General features: G+C 47.0%; 22 protein-coding genes. 17 read left to right on the plus strand and 5 right to left on the minus strand.

From position 1 onward, the window contains the following. Positions 1-111 precede the first annotated feature (111 nt). Positions 112-747, plus strand: coding sequence for a helix-turn-helix domain-containing protein (locus H8S75_RS26640; protein WP_187024120.1), 636 nt, complete (start codon positions 112-114; stop codon positions 745-747). Positions 748-898: 151 nt separating this feature from the next. Then, positions 899-1,597, plus strand: a complete 699-nt coding sequence (locus tag H8S75_RS26645) for a phosphatase PAP2 family protein (protein ID WP_187024121.1) — start codon at positions 899-901, stop codon at positions 1,595-1,597. On the opposite strand, the gene H8S75_RS26650 is transcribed toward H8S75_RS26645, so the two are convergent. From H8S75_RS26650 to H8S75_RS26670, 5 genes are all read right to left on the minus strand, one after another. Next, positions 1,587-2,975 carry a sensor histidine kinase gene (locus H8S75_RS26650; RefSeq protein ID WP_187024122.1) on the minus strand — a complete coding sequence of 463 codons (1,389 nt, stop codon included), beginning with the start codon at positions 2,973-2,975 and terminating at the stop codon, positions 1,587-1,589. The two genes, H8S75_RS26645 and H8S75_RS26650, sit on opposite strands and share 11 nt — an antisense overlap. Beyond that, the gene (locus H8S75_RS26655; protein WP_187024123.1) at positions 2,968-3,618 is read right to left on the minus strand and encodes a response regulator transcription factor; all 651 of its coding nucleotides are present in this window, start codon (positions 3,616-3,618) and stop codon (positions 2,968-2,970) included. Before H8S75_RS26655 ends, H8S75_RS26650 begins: the two co-directional genes overlap by 8 nt. Before the next feature lie 73 nt (positions 3,619-3,691). Beyond that, a complete protein-coding gene (locus tag H8S75_RS26660; protein WP_187024124.1) occupies positions 3,692-4,522 on the minus strand; it encodes a class I SAM-dependent methyltransferase in 831 nt (276 codons plus the stop codon). Positions 4,523-4,534: 12 nt separating this feature from the next. Then, positions 4,535-5,119 (minus strand): TetR/AcrR family transcriptional regulator, encoded by a 585-nt coding sequence (locus H8S75_RS26665; RefSeq protein ID WP_187024125.1) that lies wholly within the window; start codon positions 5,117-5,119, stop codon positions 4,535-4,537. A 142-nt stretch (positions 5,120-5,261) separates the two neighbouring features. Beyond that, positions 5,262-6,101 carry an AraC family transcriptional regulator gene (locus tag H8S75_RS26670; RefSeq protein ID WP_156833618.1) on the minus strand — a complete coding sequence of 280 codons (840 nt, stop codon included), beginning with the start codon at positions 6,099-6,101 and terminating at the stop codon, positions 5,262-5,264. Between the two features lie 308 nt (positions 6,102-6,409). Between H8S75_RS26670 and H8S75_RS26675 the strand changes: the two genes are divergently transcribed. The 15 genes from H8S75_RS26675 to H8S75_RS26745 all read left to right on the plus strand — a co-directional run bounded on the left by H8S75_RS26675 (position 6,410) and on the right by H8S75_RS26745 (position 22,728). Next, complete coding sequence (locus H8S75_RS26675; RefSeq protein ID WP_187024126.1) at positions 6,410-7,726, plus strand: ABC transporter substrate-binding protein; 1,317 nt, start codon at positions 6,410-6,412, stop codon at positions 7,724-7,726. Between the two features lie 69 nt (positions 7,727-7,795). Then, positions 7,796-8,683 carry a carbohydrate ABC transporter permease gene (locus tag H8S75_RS26680; RefSeq protein ID WP_187024127.1) on the plus strand — a complete coding sequence of 296 codons (888 nt, stop codon included), beginning with the start codon at positions 7,796-7,798 and terminating at the stop codon, positions 8,681-8,683. Between the two features lie 12 nt (positions 8,684-8,695). Continuing rightward, the gene (locus tag H8S75_RS26685; protein WP_002602755.1) at positions 8,696-9,526 is read left to right on the plus strand and encodes a carbohydrate ABC transporter permease; all 831 of its coding nucleotides are present in this window, start codon (positions 8,696-8,698) and stop codon (positions 9,524-9,526) included. Positions 9,527-9,541: 15 nt separating this feature from the next. After that, positions 9,542-11,620, plus strand: coding sequence for a glycoside hydrolase family 36 protein (locus H8S75_RS26690; RefSeq protein WP_187024128.1), 2,079 nt, complete (start codon positions 9,542-9,544; stop codon positions 11,618-11,620). A gap of 108 nt (positions 11,621-11,728) precedes the next feature. Continuing rightward, the gene (locus H8S75_RS26695; protein WP_187024129.1) at positions 11,729-13,018 is read left to right on the plus strand and encodes an MFS transporter; all 1,290 of its coding nucleotides are present in this window, start codon (positions 11,729-11,731) and stop codon (positions 13,016-13,018) included. 350 nt (positions 13,019-13,368) lie between these two features. Next, on the plus strand, positions 13,369-14,262 hold the full coding sequence (locus H8S75_RS26700; protein ID WP_187024130.1) for an RpnC/YadD family protein: 894 nt from the start codon (positions 13,369-13,371) through the stop codon (positions 14,260-14,262). A gap of 284 nt (positions 14,263-14,546) precedes the next feature. Continuing rightward, positions 14,547-14,816 carry a zeta toxin family protein gene (locus H8S75_RS26705; RefSeq protein WP_187024131.1) on the plus strand — a complete coding sequence of 90 codons (270 nt, stop codon included), beginning with the start codon at positions 14,547-14,549 and terminating at the stop codon, positions 14,814-14,816. 9 nt (positions 14,817-14,825) lie between these two features. After that, positions 14,826-15,461, plus strand: a complete 636-nt coding sequence (locus tag H8S75_RS26710) for an aminoglycoside 6-adenylyltransferase (protein WP_349768999.1) — start codon at positions 14,826-14,828, stop codon at positions 15,459-15,461. A gap of 174 nt (positions 15,462-15,635) precedes the next feature. Continuing rightward, entirely contained in the window at positions 15,636-16,643 is a 1,008-nt protein-coding gene (locus tag H8S75_RS26715) for a LacI family DNA-binding transcriptional regulator (RefSeq protein WP_187024133.1), read from the plus strand. Positions 16,644-16,807: 164 nt separating this feature from the next. Beyond that, a complete protein-coding gene (locus H8S75_RS26720; RefSeq protein ID WP_187024134.1) occupies positions 16,808-17,977 on the plus strand; it encodes an ABC transporter substrate-binding protein in 1,170 nt (389 codons plus the stop codon). A gap of 198 nt (positions 17,978-18,175) precedes the next feature. Then, the gene (locus H8S75_RS26725; RefSeq protein ID WP_002602762.1) at positions 18,176-18,964 is read left to right on the plus strand and encodes an ABC transporter permease; all 789 of its coding nucleotides are present in this window, start codon (positions 18,176-18,178) and stop codon (positions 18,962-18,964) included. Beyond that, positions 18,961-19,746, plus strand: a complete 786-nt coding sequence (locus H8S75_RS26730) for an ABC transporter permease (RefSeq protein WP_002602763.1) — start codon at positions 18,961-18,963, stop codon at positions 19,744-19,746. Before H8S75_RS26725 ends, H8S75_RS26730 begins: the two co-directional genes overlap by 4 nt. Next, positions 19,725-20,498: an ABC transporter ATP-binding protein gene (locus H8S75_RS26735; protein WP_187024135.1), complete on the plus strand. Its 774-nt coding sequence runs from the start codon at positions 19,725-19,727 to the stop codon at positions 20,496-20,498. Before H8S75_RS26730 ends, H8S75_RS26735 begins: the two co-directional genes overlap by 22 nt. 2 nt (positions 20,499-20,500) lie before the next feature. Further along, positions 20,501-21,244, plus strand: a complete 744-nt coding sequence (locus tag H8S75_RS26740; protein ID WP_055659243.1) for an ABC transporter ATP-binding protein — start codon at positions 20,501-20,503, stop codon at positions 21,242-21,244. Positions 21,245-21,246: 2 nt separating this feature from the next. Then, positions 21,247-22,728, plus strand: coding sequence for a sulfatase family protein (locus H8S75_RS26745; RefSeq protein ID WP_187024136.1), 1,482 nt, complete (start codon positions 21,247-21,249; stop codon positions 22,726-22,728). Positions 22,729-22,738 lie beyond the last annotated feature (10 nt).

The following is a 22,738-nucleotide window of genomic DNA, read 5'->3' on the forward strand; positions in this document are numbered from 1 at the left end:
CTTCCAGAGTCCGCTTATAATAAATCAGCAGGCCGTAAAGGCAAATGCCAACAGATTCAGAAAGATTACGATACCAGACTAACAGACCAATTACCATATCAGGAGACCACAATGGAGTTTAACGAAAAGCTGCAGCAGCTCAGAAAAAAGAATAATCTCACCCAGGAACAGCTTGCAGAGCAGCTGTTCGTATCGAGGACGGCTGTATCGAAATGGGAGAGCGGTAAAGGATATCCCAACATAGAATCGCTGAAGAGCATTTCAAAATTATTTTCCGTTTCCATAGATGATCTGTTATCCGGTGACGAACTGATCAGTCTGGCAGAATGTGAAAATCGTTCCAATATAAAAAAGGTATACGGACTGATGGGCGGAATCATCGATGTAATGGCGGCCGCCTTCATTTTTTTACCGCTTTACGGAAAGCCGGAGGGCGGACATATCTACCATGTGAATCTATTGTCCTTTACGGATACAACAAAAATAAATTTCTGGATATACTGGGGTATTTTTTGCCTTTTGATAGTTTTAGGAATCATGAGGCTGATTTTGATTCATTATGATAAAGAGGCGTGGCTGAGCAGGGTCACCAACGGTTCGGTCGCATTGAGCGCGGCGGCAATCTGTCTTTTTGCTGTGGCGAGGGAACCATATGTGACAGTTCTGATGTTTCTGTTTTTTATATGGAAGATTACGTTGCTGTATTACATAATGAATCGTAAACAGCATCAGGCGAAAACTTCGTAAAAACGTGATAAAAAGGCCTCTGACACGATACGTGTCGGGGCCTTTTTACCATTGTGAGAGTAAGTTTCTTGTCTTTTCTCAGTGGAAAGCAGATAATCTCAATACAGCCTGCAGGCAGCAATCTCGTAATGAAAAGAAAGGATACATGATAATGCTTAAGAAATCAAAACAATCTCTCATCATGGCAGCAAGTCTGTTTTTACTCTTTATAATTTTTACGGTTATGGTTAAAACAATTGATGTAAGACCGATCGGACCGGAACAGTCGTCCGTCGGTTTCGCGTCAGTCAACAAATTCGTATTTGAACTGTTCGGTGTGAATCCGCTGTGGTATAACGTAAGCGAATGGATGGGCGCCGCCGCCATGGCGACTGCGTTCGGGTTTGCCATGGCGGGACTGTTCCAGCTTGTAACACGCAGAAGCATCCGGAAGGTCGATGTCCCGATTCTGGTGCTGGGTGCATTTTACGGCATCCTTGCGGCCTGTTATGTGTTCTTCGAGGTCGTTGTCATCAATTACAGACCCGTTATTCTCACACAGGGGTCAGTACTGGAGGCGTCTTTCCCATCTTCCCATACGATGGTCTCCATCTGCATTATGGTTACGGCGATGATCGAATTTCACGATTATCTGCGAAAGCGGCGAGGGTGGCTGATGGCAGCGGATACCGCGGCTGTTCTGATCCTTGTATTAACGGTAGTCGGGAGAATGCTCTCTGGCGTACACTGGTTTACTGATATTGTGGCCGGTGTGATCCTTTCGGCGGCGCTGATCGCTCTGTTCTGTCTGGCTCTGCAATATACAGAGGAACGATACGGCAGAGCAGGAACGGCAGATTCTAGAAAATGACTTCAAATGTAATAACATGGCCTTCCCGTATACAGCGGACCTGATATCCGAACGTATCAGCGATTTTTTTGACGATCGGCAGACCGAGTCCGGTACCGGACAGCGCCTTGTTGCGGGAGGGCTCTCCGACATAGAACGGTTCCCAGATCCGTTCCGTGTCCAGATCGTCATTTCCAAGTTCGTTTGTGATCCGAAAACAGCACTGCCCATCGTTTTTGCCGAGTTCTGCATGTACGGTGCCGGAGGCGGCGTATTTTACCGCGTTGGAGAGCAGATTGGTAAACAGTTCCGTGACCAGCTCTGCATTTCCCGTGATTTCCAGATTCGGTGTGACGGCTGTGTTTAGGCTAAGCCTCCGCTTGGAGAGAAAGAGCTTCTGCTCCCCGATGCATTCAGAAAGCAGCAGATCCAGCCTGATGGTGGTCAGCGGATGTTCTTTCCGCTCGATTCCCGACAGGTTCAGAAGCCGTTCTGTCATCTGCGACATCCGGTTGTTCTGCTGGATGATGGTTTCTAAAAAGGTGCCGTCATCCAGCCCATCCTGGATTCCGGAGGAATACATGCCGATCAGGGATATGGGAGTCTTTAAGTCGTGGGCCACGTCGTTTAAAAGCTGTTCCATCTGCTGATTTTTGGCCTGAAGCATTTTCTGATACTGCTGTATGGAAATGCTCATCTGGTTCATGCTGTCCGCAACGTACTCCAGCTCATCGCGGGTGCTGATATGCAGGGAACCGTACTCCTGACGGGCGATCTCCTGCGAGAATCGCTCCATGCGGCGCAGCGGATTGGTGATATGTTTTACCAGTAAATACAGCAGTACCACGGCGACAATCAGGGAAATGACATGAAGCAGGATGCTGAAACGGTTGATAATCCCGATGAAGTCCGCCGTATTGGGAACAATGGCGGCGACCGCATACAAATTGGAGCCCACCGGGATATACTCGACTAAAATACCGTAGTTTAACTTGTCCTGCTGGTAAAGGCGGAACTGGGAACCCTTCTGGACGGCGGACAGATAATCCTGATCCCATAGCCAGAATTTTTGAAAACCAAGACCCTTCTCGCGGAATTTGTCCCGCAGACTGCTGCTTAACGCATCGTAATCGGAAGTATTGGCGGCGTAAGTGATCAGCACATTATCAGAGCTTTCCAGGCTGGCGACAGCTTCGTCCGGTGACATTCCAGCGTCTAAATATTCCCTGATGCGGCTGCCGGCCTGGCTGACATACTCTGTCTGCTGACGCAGATAGTACCGCGCCGCCACCTTCGAGTTGACGAAAAGTGTGGCGGCCAGGATCAGGGCCAGAATCGCTGCCGTACCGCAGATGAACTTGGTGGACAGCCGGTGGAAGCGTCGCTTTCCTTTAGTCATGGCCGCCTCCCATCACGTAGCCCATGCCGATACGCGTCCGGATGAGGTCCTCGCCGATCTTTTTTCGAAGACGGCGGATATTCGTATCGACGGTGCGGGGGTCTCCCTCAAAATCTATCCCCCACACGTGGTTCAAAAGCTGTTCCCGCGACAATACGATGTTTGGATTGGAGAGAAAATATTTTAAAAGTTCAAACTCTGTTTTGGTGAGGACCATCTTCTGATGGTCTTTTGTCACTTCCATTGTGACCGGATTCAGGCGGATATCTTGGAACTGCAGGACATCAGCCGCATTGCATAGTTTTTTTATGCGAAGTAAAAGAACCTGTATGTCAAACGGTTTTCGCAGGTAATCATCGGCGCCGCAGGAAAGTCCGGCTATCTCGCTTTCACTTTCTCCCTTTGCCGTCAGCATGAGAACCTTTACGGGGATGTTTAAAAGACGGATCTCTTTTAAGGTCTGAATTCCATCCTGAACCGGCATCATCCAGTCCAGCAGTACCAGATCAACCGGGTGCTCTGTCAGGAAATCAACGGCGGCACGGCCGTCGGAAACCACGTTTACCAGATAGCCTTCACGCTGGAGATAGAGCTTTAGGATTTTCTGCATTTCAGGATCGTCTTCTGCGATTAATAATTTCATGGCGGCCTCCTTTGCCGGTAATTGGCAGGCGTATCCGGAACGGAAGCCTGCCGTGGCCATGATGGCTGTTGTATCAGGATAATATAGATTGAGAATTTGTGCAAGGAGTGTCTGACTTTTTTACTATGTCAATGGCATGACTCGTAATGCCCGCTAAATCCTCGCGTTCACAGACCGCAAAATGGTATTTTAAATACAGTTCAAACGCGTCACGGTCCATGGCATCTACGGCTTCGCGCATAAATAAGGCACAGCCATCCGCTGCGACGTAATGCAGACGGGTTACAGGAAGGGCAGAGATCAGATCATCGATGTCCTCTTTTCTGACAAGCTCAAATAAATCCTTTGGCTCTGACTTAGCGGCGAATGTCCGGGAATCAAGCAGGCCCTTTTCTATATATTCGGCGACGTTAATGCTGCCGCGGTGGAAGCCCTCATCAAGGAGGCAGCCGTCGGATATCACATACGCAGCAAAGATCACACCGCCTGGTTTTGTAACGCGAATCGCCTCGCGCAGAGCCTGCAGCTTATCCTCTTTAGTGTAAAGGTGATACAGCGGCCCCAACAGCAGCGTGATATCATATCCGTTGTCCGGAAATGCGGACAGGTCCATGGCGTTGCCCTGGGTGATCGTTATGTTTTCTCCTGCCTGGGTGTTTTTACGGAAAACATCTATGTTATGGCCGACCAGTTCCACCGCGTCCACGGCACAGCCCTGACGGGCCAGAGCGTGAGAATACCGGCCGGTTCCGGCTCCGATTTCAAGCACCCGGTCCCCTGGCTTTCTATATTTTTCAATGTAGCGCATCGTGGTGAGAAATTCAACCGATCCATGCTTTAAGGCCAGCCGGCTGTCTTCGTCATATTGATTGTAAAAATCGATTAAGTATTGGTTTTCTGTCATAGGGGACTCCTTCTAGCGCTGGGGTGCGTCTGGTTTTTCCTGATGAATGAGGGCGGATAACAGGTTCATCAACATCTTTTCCGCATGGTTCCTGTCAAATGAGATCTTTTTGGCCGCTGTCAGAACCGCTATGCCGTGAGTATAAAGAAACAGATCCAAAAAGATTACCTTTGCACGTTCTAACTCTACGCCGATGGTTTCGGAAAAGAGTGCAGCCCTTTTTTCATTATCGGCTTCGTGATAAAAATCCTTTGCCTCAGTCATATTCAATTCCATATCGTTGATAAATAACAGTTTAAATAAGTTTGTTTCTTCCTCTGCAAATGCAAGGTACGAAAGAGGCAGTACTAAGCAGGGATTTACATCTTCAGTATGACTGAAATCGATCACATACCGGTTATAGTATTCGTATGCAAAATCAAGAAATTCCTTTTTTAATTCCTCCATATTCTCGTGGCAGGTGAAGATCGGACGGGTAGAACACTGCAGTCTGCCGGCGATGCTCCTTGCGTTTACTGTTTCGAAGCCTGTTTCTTTCGTGATCTCGAGGACCGTGTTTAATATCATTTCTTTTGTGATCTTTGCTTTTGGCGGCATAAGCGACTGCCTTTCTGTTTTAGAATTGATGTATCACAAGCGTTGTGTAACTATTGTTACATATTGGAAAGACAATGTCAAGAGAGAAAATTATTTGTATCTTGCAACAGTTCAGGACGGCGGGAAAAACTGCTGCCGTATTTTATTTAAATCTCTTCCGATACTCCGAAGGCGACATCCCATACTGCTTCTTAAACAACAGATAAAAGTTCTGCCTGGAGTTTATCCCCACAAGCTCATCGATATCGCTGATCGGAGTATCGGAGTGGAGAAGAAAGTACACGGCCTTTTCCATGCGGTACTTAGTCAGATAATTCCAGATCGTAAGCCCCGTCTTTTCGCGAAAGATTTTTTGAAGATAGACCTTGTTAAGCGCTACATACGCTGCAATCTCATCGATATTCTCAATGGAAAAAAAGTGATAATTGATATAGTTTTTGATTTGTTCCACATAAGTATCGGTGGGGCTTTTTTCGGCGGAAAGAAGGCGGACGACCTCAATCAAAGCCTTATTGACAAGAATATTTAAGTAGTAAGGGTCTTTTTTGTTATTGGTCTCATTGCAGATCTCCTCCAGCAGGTGAAAGATATTTCGCGCATTCTGAATCACCAGGCCGGTATTCAAGTGCTGAAAAAATGTGCCGAGGCAGGGATAGGCTTTGACAAGGGCGGAAAGCGTGCCGATGGAAGGAGTAAGCTCAGACTGATAGTAATTAATACTCATATTGATGCAGGAATCAGGGGAAATCAGCTTGTGCGGCGTATTTCCGTTGACGATCATCAGGTTTCGTTTCTTCAGATTATAAATTTCACCTGCAATATCGTAATAGCAGGTTCCCTCTACAATGTAATTAAACTCAATGGATCCGGCCGGATGCTGATGGTAGTCCATATAGTATTTCTGCCAGTTCATATAGCAGATCTCTTCGGGCAGAAGGACGCAGTCCGGATTCGTAATTTGATAAGCGTTTTCGTATGCCATAGCAGTTTCTCCTTTTCATTTCGATTGTCCGTATAACCGTCTCTTCCTATCCTACCGCATAAAATCCCCACTGTCAAAAAAATGTAATAAATAATAGCCTCTTAATAAAAAAAGACCTTATTTTAAACGGTAGAAACATCTATGAAATCCGTGTATATTAATACATGTAAAGCAGTGAACCAAAGTAGTCAATCACCCGTTTGAAGCGGGGATTCTGACTCTCGCGGCCGCCGTTGGATGGACATGTGGGCATGTCTGACTGGCTCGTTGACCGCGGTAATAAATAAAAAAATTGGAGGGCAGTTACTATGAAGAAAAATTTGGCAGGACTTTTTGTTGCAGCGGCAATGGTGGTATCCTTATGCGCATGCGGGTCAGGGGGAAGCGGCAGTACAACTGCAGAGAAGACCAGCGAGGCAGCGGCGGGGGCAGCGGCCGGCGGGGGAGATGCAGTTACACTCACCTATGTGACATGGAATGAGAATCAGCGGGGGCAGATTCAGGATACCATCGACGGATTTCAGAAGCTTTACCCGAATATCAAAGTAGATTTACAGATCACCCCATGGGGGGAGTACTGGACGAAACTGGAGGCCGCGGCAACCAGCGGAAATATGGCCGATATCGTGACCATGCATACCAACGTAGTCGCAAAGTATGTAAACGGCGGCAAGCTGGCGCAGCTCGATGATTTAACTCAGTACGATGATACTTTCAGCTACGATAATTATCCGGAGGGAGTAACGAAGCTGTATACATTCGGTGATGCCCATTACGGAGTACCGAAGGACAAGGACTGTGTCGTGCTCGTATACAATAAAGAACTGTTTGATAAAGCGGGCGTAGAGTATCCGAACGCGGACTGGAGCTGGAACGATGTGGAGGAAGCCGCCAAAAAGCTGACCGATAAGGAAAACGGCGTCTATGGATTTGCCGCATACAATCACGATCAGGAAGGCTGGGGTAACTTCCTGTATGAAAACGGCGGCAGCATCATCGACGAGACGACACACCAGTCCGGGCTGGACAAGCCGGAATCCATTGAGGCGATGGAGTGGTATATGAATATGAACGCCAACTATTCACCATCCAATGAAATGATGGCGGAAGTCAACTATATTGAGTTATTTGCAACGGGAACGGTTGCCATGCAGACCTTTGGCAACTGGGAACTGAGCTATTTCACGGAAAATGAGCTTGTAAAAGATAAGTTTGCCATCACAGAGCTTCCGGCAGGGCCTACCGGCATCAAGGCCACACAGATGAACGGCCTGGCGCTGTCTGTTCCCAGCGACTGTAAGAATATGGAAGCAGCAAAGAAGTTTGTCGCCTATGCAGGATCCAAACAGGGGATGCTGGATTCTGTTAACGGGCCGGCCATTCCGGCATTTACGGGGGTAGATGCTGACTGGGCAAAGGCACATGAGGATTTATATGATACCGGCGCTATTTTGAAGAGCATGGATTACGGGGTACAGTTTGTAGGAACGGAGAGCAAGACAAAATGGTCAGAGGTCATGAATACTTACGTGGCGAAAATATTTAACGGGGAAGCGAGCGTAGAAGAGGCATTTACCCAGGCAGCGAAAGAGATCAATGAAATTCTGGCAACGGAGAAGAAATAACAGGAATCCGTGAACCAGGGGGCTGCTGCGAGCTTTTAGCAGCCCTTTCTTTCCCAGGGGGGAGATAAGATGAACAAACGAAAATATAAAAACTATCTGTGGGGCTACTTCTTTGTTGCGCCGACAATCACAGGACTGCTGATTCTCAATATCTATCCGATCTTCAAAACACTTCTGCTGAGCTTTTCGACCAGCACAGGCTTTGAAGAGTATGTGTTCAGCGGCCTGAATAATTTCACACGGGTCCTAAAGGACCGGGAGGTCTGGATCGGACTTAGAAATACGCTTATTTTCTCCGCTGTTTCCGTACCGGGCGGTATCTTTATCAGCCTGCTTCTGGCATGGCTCATGAGCAAGGAGATCAGGGGAAGAAGCGTTTACCGTGTTATTTATTTTACGCCCATGGTGGCTGCGCCTGCGGCCGTTACCATGGTATGGGCATGGCTTTACAACTCGGAATTCGGCTTTTTAAATTATGTGATCAAGAGTCTGGGCGGCGCGACGCATTCCTGGCTGCACGATCCAAAATACGCGCTGATGTCGGTGATTATCATCGCCATATGGGGCGGTCTGGGGCAGCAGATTATCATACTGATCGTGGCCATCACCAATGTGCCTAGAGTCTACTATGAGGCGGCGGAGATCGACGGGGCGGGTGGCTTTGTGAAGCTGTTTAAGATTACCGTCCCGCTCATTTCTCCCAGCGTCTTCTTCCTGACGATAACGGGTTTTATCGGCTCTCTGACGCAGTTTGATTTAATTTATATGCTTTATAATGCCAATACGTCAAAGGCCATGGACTCGGTCCGCACAATCATGTACCAGTACTACAGGCAGGCGTTTGTCGTACAGGATAAGCCGTATGCCTTGGCAATTTCAATTGTCGCACTGTGTCTGATTCTGATTTTCACCGGACTTCAGTTTGTGGCGCAGAAGAAAATCGTCCATTACGAATAGGAGGGGAGTAAAGTGGAAGCAAACAATAGTAAAAAACACGTGGTAACCCATCTCCTTCTGATTCTGGGCAGTATTGTGATGCTGTTTCCGTTCCTGTGGATGATTTTATCTTCCTTCAAAACGGTTGGAGAGCAGATGTCCATTCCCATGAAAATTCTTCCCGGGAGCTTCGGATATCTGGAAAATTATAAGCAGGCACTGGAGGCAGTTCCGTTTCTGCGCCTGTATCTGAATACGATTCTGATGATTTTGGGGCGCGTGATCTGCGCGGTCATATTTTCCAGTATGGCCGGATATGGATTTGCCAGGATGGAATTTCCGTTTAAGAGGCTGCTGTTCACACTGGTATTGATGCAGATGATGGTACCGGGACAGATTTTTATTGTACCTCAGTATATGATGTTATCGAAGATCAAGCTGTTAAATACGGTATTTGCACTGATATTCCCGGCACTGGTCAGCGCATTTGGCACGTTCCTTCTGCGCCAGCAGTATATGGCGCTGCCGAAGGAGCTGGAGGAGGCTGCCGTGATTGACGGGTGTAATCCGTGGCAGGTGTTTACTAAGATCATGGTGCCGGTGACCCGGTCCAGCCTGGCTTCGCTGGCGATTTTTACCGCCCTGTTTGCATGGAAGGACCTGATGTGGCCGCTTATCGCCAACAATGATTTAAACCGGATGCCTCTGGCGCCCGGACTGACCGTCCTGCAGGGAATCTGCAACAACAATAAGGGCGCACTGATGGCAGGCAGTGTGATCGCTACGGTTCCCATGCTGCTGTTATATATTGCGTGCCAGAAGCAGTTTATTGAAGGAATTGCGCAGACCGGTATTAAAGGGTAAAGGAGAAAATTGGATATGAACATTGCTGAAAATGGAATTTACTTAAATCTGGGGTTGAAAAAGGGAGAAGCGGTCAGGCTGCTGCATTTTTCCTCTCATCCTCAGGAAATGGAGATTGGAGATGACGACGTCTCTGTGTACACTCTGGCGGAGCTTCAGGCCAGCGGTTTCAATCAGAATGACCACCATGGTCTGAAGCATACAGGCAGCAGCCCGTCCCTGCTCATGACGTATGAGGACCACCGGGATTACCGGAATGATTACGGAAGAAAACTGGAAGTAATTCAGAATTACAAAGGACTGGAGCTGATTACGCATATCCAGTTCTACGACGGAATTTCTGCAGTCAATTTTGTCAATGAGGTCGTAAACCATTCTGAGGAGGAGTATGCGCTGGAGTATGTATCTTCGTTTGCCTTAACCGGGCTCACGGAACAGGCCGAGGGGCCGAGAGATAAAACAGGAATTCTCTATATTCCGCACAATACCTGGTTTGGCGAGGCCCAGTGGAAAAAGTATACCTTAAATGAGCTGGGATATGACGCGGTAAATTCCTTTTCCATGAAACGGATCGCTGTCTCCAATACGGGAAGCTGGGCGTGTGTGGAACATCTGCCCATGGGCTGCTACTATAATACAGAGCTGGATCAGTCCCTGATGTGGCAGATCGAGACGAGCGGATCGTGGCACTGGGAGGTCAGCGATATCCGCGGAACTCTTTATGTCCAGGCGGGGGGGCCGACTTACCAGGAAAATGGATTTTTGAAGCTTTTAAAACCGGATGAGCACTTTTTCTCAGTACCGTGTACGGTATCGGCGGCAGAGGGAGAATTTCAGAAGGCAGTCGCAGAGCTGACGAAGTACAGGCGCAGAATCCGCAGGAAAAATGAGGACAACGAGAAGCTGCCGGTCATCTTTAACGATTATATGAACTGTCTGATGGGTGATCCGACCACAGAGGTCTTAAAGCCGCTGATCGATTCGGCCGCGGAATCTGGCTGCGAATATTTCTGTGTGGACTGCGGCTGGTATTCCGACGGACACTGGTGGGTTGGAGTCGGAGAGTGGCTGCCCAGCGACAGGCGTTTTCCGGGAGGAATCGAGGAAGTGATCCGTTATATCCGGGATAAAGGTATGGTTCCGGGACTATGGCTGGAGCTGGAGGTGATGGGGATCAACTGTCCTATGGCCTCCAGAGTCAGCAGGGACTGGTTCTTCCAGAGAAATGGCAGGCCCATCATTGACCACTGCAGGTATCAGCTGGACTTCAGAAATAAAGAGGTGCGGGATTATGCCACCGGAGTCATCAAACGGCTGGTAGAGGAATACGGCGTTGGCTATATCAAGATGGATTACAATATTGATACCGGTGTTGGAACCGATTACCATGCGGATTCAGCGGGGGAGGGACTGCTTTCTCATACCAGGGCGTATTTGGGATGGCTGGATGAGATTTTCGAGGCGTATCCCGACCTGATTATTGAAAACTGCAGCAGCGGCGGTATGAGAATGGAGTATTCCATGCTGGCACGCCAGAGCATCCAGTCTGTAACCGACCAGACGGATTACATCAAAATGGCGGCGATCGCGGCAAACTGTGCGACGGCATGCGCCCCGGAGCAGGCGGCAATCTGGTCCTATCCGCTGGTGGAAGGAACCGAGGAGGAGACGATCTTTAACATGGTAAATGCCATGCTGTTCCGCATTCACCAGAGCGGTTATTTAGGGCAGATCGGAGAGCAGCGCATGCAGTATGTGCGGGAGGGTATCGCCTGCTATAAAAAGATTCGGGAAGATATCCGGGAAGGAATTCCCTGCTGGCCGACCGGTCTTGCCTCCATGTCTGACGAATACATAAGCTATGGTCTGATAAATGGCGGAAAACAGTATCTGGCAGTTTGGAGAACCGGCGGTGAAGGGGAGAAATCATTTGAGATCCCTCTGGAAGGAAAATCCGGTGCGGCAGCCGAAGTCTTCTGTATCTATCCGGAAAAGAAGGAGACCCCATTTACCGTCAATGGGAACTGTTTAACGGTCAGCCTGGCTCCCAAAAGCGCACGCCTGTTTTTGGTTGTCACGGAACCTCGTGAATAAAGTTAGTACAGCGTTGCGTAAGTGCAGTACTGGTGCTGCCCGGCGTATTTACGCCGGGCGGCAATAGTAAGCGGTCAATAACCGGAAAGGTTAAGTGAGGTTGAAGATGTGACTGAACAGACGGTAAATAGGAAAAGCGGTATCAAATGGAAAGTAAAGTGCATTCTCGGGGGAACGATGCTCAGCCATAATTACTATCTGTTTTTGCTGGTACATACGCTTTTCCTGGTATTTACGAGGATTCCTGCTATTTTTATCAATACCCTTCTGATGAACCAGACCGGAGATGTAAACTCCACCCTGTTTTATAATGGGGCGATCTTCGCGGCATGTGCGCTGACGATGTCCGTCTCGGCGCAGATTTTGCACAAGACGGGATGCCGTGTGACGGCCACTGTCGGAATCATTGGTTATAATATCCTTTATCTCTGCTATATCCTGTTTCAGCCTTATGTGGGAACCTGCTATATGCTTTTCGGGCTGTTTAATGGAATGGCAGATGGCTTTTATTATATCAGCTATGGACATATGATTCTGGACTATACGGATGTCACCAACCGCGACAGCGGAATGGGAATCATCAGTACACTGAGCGCGGGAGTGAACTTAACCGTACCGTTTCTGGCAGGCAGCATTCTGTCTGCGATCGGCGGCGTGAAGGGGTATGTGGCAATCTTTGTACTGGCTTTTGCCATTGCGTTTCTTGCTATGGCCGCTGTATTTAAACTGCCGGGGGAGGTAAAAAAGGAAAAGAGAAATGTGCGGTATGGGGCATTTATCCGGCTGATGGGAGAGAACCGTCAGATTCTCTATGGACTGCTGGGAGAGACCTTAAAGGGAGTTCGGGAAGGAACCTTTATGTTCATTCTGAACATTATTCTGTATCAGCTCATTAAGAGCGAGTTTCTGATTGGGTGTAATTCTCTGCTGACGGGGCTTGTGTCGATCCTGTCCTTCTGGTTCATGAGCCATACCTTCCGGCCGGATAACCGGCGCAGGTTTATGCTTCTGGCCGTTACCGGACTGACTGGAATTACCATTGTCTGCTACTGGTTTTTGAATCCGGTTATGGTGATTCTGTTTGCGGCGGTAAATGCATTTCTGGCCGGTATGATTGAAATATCCTGCTATACCACATTTTTCGATGTTTCACAGAGTGTGAAGGAGATCGAAGATTTTTCACCGGAACTTCTGGCGTTTCACGAGATATTCGTGGTGACCGGGCGGTGTATCGGCCTTGGAGCGTTCGCGTTAATCAATACGGTGTCGGGGGCAACCTTAAAAGCCCAGATATTCAGTCTGCTGCTGTTGACGCTGGCGCAGTTTGGAACGGTGTTTATGTGCAGGACAGCGGTAAGGGCGGCTGTAAGGTTTAAAATGAGTGTGAAAATAGATTGATTTATATGAGCGAAAAAGGACTGATCGGTGTTTGGGTGAATGGCATTCAAATACAGTCGGTCCTTTTTGGTATGGAGTAAAACTTTCGTTTGAGTGTGTGGCGGAACTGTTACTGTGTGGTCGATAAATACGGTTTTTTATTGTTTTTTTGTAATAACCATGTTATACTCTTGTTACGCATTTTCTTATGCGTCACGATATCTTATGCCATATTAATGGCATCACGGCAAGTCTGCCAAAGCATTCACAATTGTTTGGAAATAGAAAGCGGGAGGAGTGGTCTGTCTATGGAATGAATGTAAAAATCTATTGTAAAGTACCAGCTATTTGAGTATAATGGAGGTAGAAACGTGGTAAAAGTTAATAAAAAGTATAAAGACAGATTATTTCGCATGGTATTTAACCGGAAAGAGGAGCTGCTTTCGCTGTATAATGCTGTCAGCCATTCCGAGTATACAAATCCTGAAGATTTGGAGATTCATACGCTTGATGATGTCATCTATATGAAAATGAAGAATGATCTCGCATTTTTAATTGACGACGTTCTGAATCTGTGGGAGCACCAGTCTACATGGAATCCAAACATGCCGGTCCGGGGAGCGTTTTATATCGTAGAGGAATACAGAAAGTATATTGAGCAGAAGGGGCTGAACCTGTATGGAAGCCGTTTGATTACGCTTCCCATTCCTCAATTCTATGTATTTTACAATGGCTTGAAGGAAGAGCCGGACAATGTAGAACTGAAGTTATCCAATGCATTTTCCACGCTTCATCCGGAACTGGAACCGTGTATGGAATTTAAAGCGGTCATGGTGAACATTAACCGGGGACATAATAAAAGCCTGATGGAGCAGTGTTCTGCATTAAGGGAGTATGCAGAATTCGTGGCGCGAATCAGAGAATGGATGAAAGCAGGGGCAGATCTTTTGGAGGCAATCGGAGAAGTGATCGATTCCTGCATCCGGGATGGAATACTGGCGGAATTTTTGTCATCACACAGAGCGGAGGTGTTCGAGGTGCTGCTGACAGAGTATGATGAGCAGAGGCATATAGCGAGTGAGAAGGAAGCGAGCAGGGAAGAGGGGATGCAGGCTGGCATAAGGAAAGGTCACCGCGAAGCGGCCATAAATTTATTTGAGAGAGGTTTGTGCATAAAAGATATCGCAGTGATTTGCAAGGAAACTTACTGTCTTATAGCAGAATGGTATGAGGAATGGAAAATTTCCAAAGGCGTTAGCCGTTAGGATCGAAGCAGAATGCAGCAACCGCGCAGAAAATCACTTATTTCTAATTGAAAGTCAGAAATAGGTGATTTTTTGCTATAATCCTAAACCGATAGCCAGCAAAGCATTTTGTTGAGTCCTTGCGGTTCCTTATAAGGAAAAGTATTATAACCAGAAAAAATATGGAGATGCTGCTGAATTATAATGAATTGAATAAGAATAGGGTTTATGATACACTTGATTTATGCAACGGTATTCATTTTAACGCAATTGGACAAGGTTATATTTTTGATTCGGAGGATAGAATGGCAGCGAGAATTGTGATTATTTCAGGGGCGTGTGGAACAGGCAAGTCCAGCAGCTCCAGGTTGCTGGCTGAAAAATCACCGTACGATTGTGCGGTTCATATTCACAGTGACGATTTCTATCAGTACATACGTAAGGGATATATTGCCCCCTGGCTGGAGGGCAGCGGGAAACAGAATGAAGTCATAAAAAATAGTAGGGGCAGATTCCACATTCGTCTGCACAGAAAATCGCCGAGAATCCCTCAAAATCCCGCCTGGAGCGCATAAAGAGCTTCAATAAATTATGGGACGTTTGGGCTTAACCCGTCAGACGAGTTTTCTGATCTTGATGTCATTATGATTGTCGATAATCCCGACCTTTTCCTGCAATCTAATCAATGGCTTGAGCAAATTGGGTGTTTCTATATTTCTTTTATTGAAAATACGATTGGTGGTGCGAAAGAAAGAAGAATACTTTTTGACGATGCGCTGGACGTTGATTTCGTTATTCTTTCAAAGGGAAATTTTGAAAATGCGGTAAAGAATGGCGGGATTGATATATTAAAACGAGGCTATCGCATTTTGGTTGACAAGATTGATCTTGAGCATACGTTGACGACGTTCTCCATAGGAAATTTGCCTTACTCGCTGTTATCAGAACACGAATTTATCAATATAATAAACGATTTTTGGTATCATACTATTTGGACAGCAAAGAAAATAATGCGAGGCGAACTATGGGCGGAGGATTGGATTATTCAAAAACTATCGAATTGCTATGCTCATTACGAAAAAAATGACATTAAAAAAGCATTATCATCAACCATGGAGTTATTCAGACTGGTAGCTGTGGAGGTTGCAGGTAAGCTGAATTATAAATACCCAACAAAAGCTGATGAGTATTCGACCGAATGGATTAAAAAAAGCCTATAGTATAAAGCGTTACTTCCACCCTCTTAGTAAAATACACAGAAACAAATACAGGCCTATACAATAGTGGCAGGCAGTGTATGAGTGTACACACTCATACGTATGCATAAAGGGCTATGAAAAATAGTAAAACAGTGATATAATTCTATCAAAAATTATCATTAGGAGGTCAATCACGTGACATCAAAAGAATTCGCTGAAATTATAGGGGTATCACAGTCCACCATATCGAGAGCGTTAAACAACAGCAGCCAGATTTCTGTGGAGCGGCGCGAGTTTATTCAGAAGAAAGCGGAGGAGTACGGTTTCGTTTTGAACAGTCAGGCGAGAAGTCTAAAGACAAACCGCACAGGCACGGTGGGGATCCTGTTTCCGAAGCATTTTATCGGAATGAGCTCTAATCTTGGGCTTGCGCATTTATATGATCTGGTGCAGGCGGAGCTGAGTAAATATGATTATGATGTGATGGTCGTCTATGATGGGGAAAAACAGAATGGTCTCTCCACCTTTGAAAGAATGATTAAGATCGGGAAAGTGGACGGATTTATCATTTTTCGAATGGAATCCAGCAAAAAAGACCTGGAACTGATAAAAAAGTATAAGGTTCCCTGCGTTTATCTGCTTCATGCAGAAAAGGCCGGCTCCTATGGCAGCTGCCTCTCAGACTGTGAATACAGCGGATATCTGATCGGAAAACTGTTCGGAAAATATAAGGAATATAAAAGCTTTTACATCAACGTAAAAACCTCCGCGGAATCGAAAACGAGACTGGCCGGATTTAGACGCGGTCTGAAAGAACGCGGCGTTGTTATGGATAAGGATGCTGTATGGCAGAGCGAGTTGTCGGTAAAGTCCGCATACGAATGCATCATCGATAATCAGGAGACGATTAAATCGAGAAAATGTGCGATCCTGGCATTCAATGATACGGTTGCCCTCGGCGTTTTAAATGCATGCAGGGATTTGGGACTAAAAGTGCCGGAAGACGTGCAGATATCAGGCGTTGGAGGTCTGCCGATCATTGCTGAAATTGCGCCGGATCTTACCACTGTGAATGTGTTCCATGAGAGAATCGCCTCCATGGGGTGCGAGATGCTTCGCTCTGCGATTGTTCATGGTGTCCAGGAACCGATTCATACTGTGATCAGGCCGGAACTCGTACTGAGGGGAACTACTCTACGGTAATTCTTTGTGCTATTCGCATAAAAAATCACAATAAAATGTATTAACTGTAACAAAAGTGAATAAAGGTATTGACAATGACTTTACCGGGAGCTATAATTTAACCATGCAACAAACGCATACGTATGCGTAAACTCACACAAACCCAAAGGAGAGGGAGGATTACAATGGTTAGATTCGGAAAGAAAGTATTGGCGGCAACATTATCGGCTTCTATGGTTCTGGCGATGACAGCTTGCGGTTCCGGCAGTTCAAGTAAGACCACAGAGAAGGCGGCGGAGACCACAGCCGCAGCTGAGAGTGCAAAAGAAACCACAGCAGAGGCTAAAGAGGAGTCAGCGGAGGAGACTGCGGGGGCGGTCATGCCGAAAGCGTCAGGCGAGAAGCTGGTGATCGGCACTCTGGCAAACTGGGTGGGACTTCCAGCATGGTATGCCTATGCGGAAGGATATTATGAAGAGGTAGGACTTGATGTTGAAATCGTAAACTTTGGTTCTCAGGGGACCCTCGTCAATGAAGCGATGGCAGCCGACGAATGTGATATTGCCGTATCCGGTATGGCTTCTGTATATGCTCTGTCTACCGGCATGTATAAGTATATCGGGGACGGATGTCTGACGATCAGCGGTGAGACGCTTTACGGCCGCCCGGATGATGCGATCTACAAGGCCGGCGCAGATGCGAATGGTGTCTATGGAAGTGCAGATGCATTAAAAGATGCGGTTATCCTTGGGCCGATGAATACAACTGCTCAGATGAACGCTATCGCATATATGCAGTATTTCGGCATTGATGCAAATTCCTTTACCTTTACGAACCTGGATTACTCCTCTGCACTGGCTGCATTTGAATCCGGTCAGGGCAATTTAATTGCGGTGAATCCTACTTATGCCGCTATTCTTGCAGCAGATGGTTATGTACAGGTCTCTGATTTTACACAGGTGTCGCCCCAGGATATTATTGACGCGGTTTATTGCCAGAATGAGGTGGCCGAGGAGCGCCCGGAGGATGTGGAGCTTTTCCTGTACTGCTACTATAAAGCATGTCAGGATATGTTAAACAATCAGGATAACAGAGTTGCGGTAGCTTATAAATGGTATGTAGATGAGGGGCTTGATTATAAAGAGCAGGATGTCATCGATGAGTGCAGTCTTAAGAGCTATTTTACTCTGGATACGGTGGACAGCGGCGACTATCTGCTGGGAAGCTTTATGAATTACGCTGCAGAGTTCCTTCTTACCAACGAAAAGGTAACAGAAGATGATGTGACTAATGTAAAGGCAAGTATTGATAACAGCTTCATTACTTCCATAAAAAAGTGGGCGGCAGCTGAGTAGTCAGGCAGCCCGCTGCTCGCGGAAATAATTATTGAGAATCCCGGTCCTTTTGTTTTGTAATATTTTTGCGATAACTAAATCTTACATTAAAAGGGCCGGGATTTCTTTGTAATATCGGCAGAGCCGATGGAGTACTGACGGGATAAAACCGCAGAAACTTGAGGAGTAATACGATTGATTTAAAATGGAGAAAGTTCAATGAAAACGAAGAAGAAAATCAGCAAATATACAATTATTTCCTGCTGCACGGTTCTGTTCGTGCTGGCAGCCTGGTATGTCTGCATTAATGTTCTGCATTTAAAACAGGAAACCGTCTTTCCAGGACCGCTCACTGTTGCCAAAACATTTGTGCAGAAAATGACTTCGAAAGTACCGGATGGGGCGACGCTTCCGACCCATCTGATGGGAAGCCTGAAAGTAGCGCTGTTCGGATACTCTCTGGGAGTGCTGTTCGGGGTTCCGATGGGGATCATGATGGCCTGGTTTAAGTGGGTAGACCGTCTTGCAAGACCGCTGTTTGACTTAATCCGGCCGGTTCCGGGCCTTGCCTGGATTCCGATGTTTATTCTACTTTTCGGTATCGGCATTTTACCAAAGGCCGCTGTTATTTTTCTCAGCACCTCGGTTGCATGCATCGTAAACAGCTACACCGGAATTAAACAGACGAAACAGGAACATCTCTGGGTTGGAGATGTCTTCGGATTTTCAAATTTGCAAAAGTTATTTAAAATAGCGATTCCCACTGCACTGCCGATGATCTTTACCGGGCTGAGAGTGGCGATGGGAGCGGCCTGGATGGCTCTCGTTGCGGCTGAACTCCTTGCCTCCTCCGTAGGCCTCGGATATATGATTCAGCAGGGCAGGTACGCTTCAAAACCGGCGCTTGTATTTGTCGGTATGATCATGATCGGAATTGTCGGATTACTATTCGATACAATTCTGCACTGGCTTGAAGTAAAAGTTGCGAAAGGAATGAATGCAGAATGAATGAAAATACAAAAGAAAAATTATTATCAGTCATATGTGCGGTTATTTCGATTGGAGCATTTTTGCTTCTCTGGTGGTTCGTGACGCATTACACAGACTTGTCGAAGCTTCTGCCGGACCCCGTAGTGGTGCTGAAGGCGACCTTCGAGTACTGTATCGGCGTGGTGGGCAAATACAGTCTTATCATTCACATGCTGAGCAGTCTGAGACGAGTACTGATCGGCTTCTGCCTGGGATCTCTGGCCGGTGTAATACTTGGCTTGCTGATGGGAAGATATCTCCTCGCCAGGGCAATTTTTAATCCGATTTTCAGATTTATACGTCCGATTCCTCCGATTGCCTGGATTCCGATTTCTATTATATGGTTTGGACTTGGAGAAGAAGCTAAAATATTCCTTATTTTCCTGGCGGCATTTGCCAATACCACATTGAATGCGATGACTGGGGCCATGAATGTCGATCCTGAAGTGATTCATGCAGCCCGGATGCTTGGGGCAAAGGAACGTCAGATTTTTACCACTGTCGTAATTCCAGCATCGGTTCCTGCTATTTTTGCAGGACTTCAGGTCGGAATATCGTCTGCGTGGGCAAGTGTGGTGGCAGCCGAGATGATCAAGGCAGAGAACGGCCTGGGATGGATTATTCAGGCCGGTATGGATAACAACAATATGACCCAGATTCTGGCCGGAATCATTATGATTGGCGTTGTTGGTTTTTTACTGGCTTATATTATGCGTAAAGCTGAAGAGGTGATGTGTCGATGGAACAAGAGCGGAAGATAAATACAGTAATAGAATGCAAAGGCGTCTGTAAGACATTTGATACGCCGGAGGGGAAACACGAAGTCGTGCGCGTGCTGAATTTTGCCGCCAGAGAAAATGAATTCCTGGTCCTTTTTGGCCCCGGCCAGTGCGGAAAAACAACCATTATCAACATGATTGCCGGTTTTGAACCGGCCACAGAGGGAAGCATAACCGCTTCCGGCAAGAAGGTTGACCGGCCGGATGTCTCCAGGGGAGTGGTGTTTCAGTCCATTTCACTTTTTCCCTGGATGACAACCATGGGCAATGTCGAATATGGACCTAAAATAGCCGGAGTGAATAAGGAAGAACGGAAAAAACGGGCGCAGAAATATATCGACCTGGTAGGGCTTCAGGGCTTTGAAAATTCCTATCCCGTTCAGCTCTCCGGAGGTATGAGGCAGCGTGTCGGCATCGCGAGAGCATACTGCAACGAGCCTGATGTAATGCTGATGGATGAGCCGTTTGGCGCGCTGGATGCGCAAACCAGATATTTAATGCAGGAGGAACTGCAGAGAATATGGAGCGCAGAGAAACGTACGGTTATTTTTGTAACCAATAATATTGAAGAAGCACTGTATCTTGCAGATCGAATTATTGTTCTTACCAATTGCCCTGCAACAGTAAAGAAGGAATATGTCATCGATCTTCCCAGACCCAGAAATTTGGTTTCGAAACAATTCCTGGCGCTTCGTAAGGAAATAACCGGCATCCTGGATAGATGGGAGGATTAGGTATGAGTGATCAGATAAAAGTACAGGTCAGACACCTGACGAAGAAATTTGGGGATCTGCTGGTTCTGAGCGATGTGTCTTTTGACGTAATGGATGGCGATTTACTTTGCGTCGTGGGTCCCACGGGCTGCGGAAAAACAACCTTTCTGAACAGTTTGGTAAATATTTACGATACTACCTCCGGCGAAATCCTGTTGGATGGACAGAAGGTGGATACGAAAAAGCAGAATATAGCGTATATCTTTCAGGGAAATTCAACCATGCCCTGGCTGACCGTAGAAGAAAATGTGGGCTTTGGACTGCTGTATAAGCCGCTTTCCGATGCAGAAAAGAAGGAGCGGACAGAGAAGTATCTGGAAATCGTGGGATTAACCAAATACAGGAAATACTATCCCAAACAGCTTTCTGCCAGTATGCTGCAGAGGGTGAGCATCGCAAGAGCATTCGCCACGGAGCCGGAACTGCTGCTGATGGATGAGCCGTATGGGCAGCTGGATATTGAGCTTCGCTTCCGGCTGGAGGATGAGCTGGTGAAGCTGTGGCAGATGACGAAAACTACGGTATTATTTATCACACATAATATCGAAGAGGCGGTCTACCTGGGCAATAAAATTATGATTCTGACGAACAAGCCGACAACAGTTAAAACAACATTGATCAACGAGCTTCCGCGTCCGCGTGATATTGCGGATCCGCAGTTTATTGAGCTTCGGAATAAAGTGACTGAACTTATTAAATGGTGGTAAATATGGAAAAGAAGAAAAAGAATATTGTCTGGTTCTGTACGGACCAGCAGAGGTGGGATACCATTCACAGCCTTGGCAATCCCTATATACATACGCCGAATATTGACCGGCTGGTGGAGGAAGGCGTTGCATTTACCAGGGCCTATACGCAGGCGCCGATCTGCACGCCCAGCCGCGCCTGCTTTTTAACGGGACGTTATCCCAGAACGACGAAGACGATCTTTAATGGAAATGAAGAGTTCTCAAAAGATGAAAAACTGGTGACGAAGCTGCTGGCTGATGAAGGGTATACGTGCGGCCTGGCAGGCAAGCTTCATCTGACATCTGCGGAAGGCAGAGTGGAGAAGCGGTGCGATGACGGGTATTCCTATTTCCAGTACAGTCACCACCCTCATAATGACTGGAAGGATGGAGGAAATGATTATCAAAACTGGCTGAATGAAAAAGGCGTCCACTGGGAAGAAATCTACGGCGGTAAGTTTATGACTATGGCTACGTGGCCGCCGCAGGCAAATCCCGCATTTTCGGGGAAGCAGGTGGGCGTTCCCGCACAGTACCACCAGACTACATGGTGTGTGGAGAAGACGATCGATTTTATTGAGAGCAGGAGAAATACCGGAGAACCGTGGCTGATCAGCGTGAATCCCTTCGATCCCCATCCGCCGCTGGATCCGCCGCAGGAATACAAAGACCAGCTGAGCATAGGAGATATGCCGCTGCCTCTCTGGGAAGACGGTGAGATGGAGGGGAAGCCCCCCCATCAGCAGAAGGATGTGATTCAAGGTGGACAGGATGGCCAGGCGGAGCCCATAGGCTCGCTTACAGATGAAGAAAAACGGGAGCATTTCAGAGATTACTATGCGGAAATAGAGCTGATCGATGACCAGTTTGGAAGACTGCTTACGTACCTTGACCGAACCGGGCAGCGTGAGGATACGATTGTTATTTTCATGAGTGATCACGGTGAAATGAGCGGCGATCATGGGTTGTATTGGAAGGGCGCCTATTTCTATGAGGGCCTCGTGCACGTACCCTTAATCATTTCCTGCCCGTCCGTCTTCAAACAGGGATTACAGTGCGACGCGCTGGTGGAACTCGTAGACATCGCTCCGACACTGATGGAAGCTGCAGGACTGGAAGTTCCTTATTTTATGCAGGGAAAGAGTTTTTATGGTATACTGACAGGAGAGGCGGATCCCCATCATTTCAAAGATGCAGTTTACAGTGAGTTTTATCACTGCCTGAGAGGAACTCATGAAGACATTAATGCAACAATGTATTATAATGGGAGATATAAGCTGGTAATTTACCATGGAAAAGAGTTCGGAGAGTTGTATGACCATGAGACGGATCCGAATGAATTCCATAATCTGTGGGATAAACCGGAATATGAGACGTTAAAAACAGAACTGGTGAGGAAGAGTTTCGATCATACCGTACTCTGCAATATGGATAATTCCATGCACCGAGTCTATGGTTTCTGATAAAGGAGAT

Source organism: Hungatella hominis (assembly GCF_014288005.1).
In the GTDB taxonomy this organism is placed as follows: domain Bacteria; phylum Bacillota; class Clostridia; order Lachnospirales; family Lachnospiraceae; genus Hungatella; species Hungatella effluvii.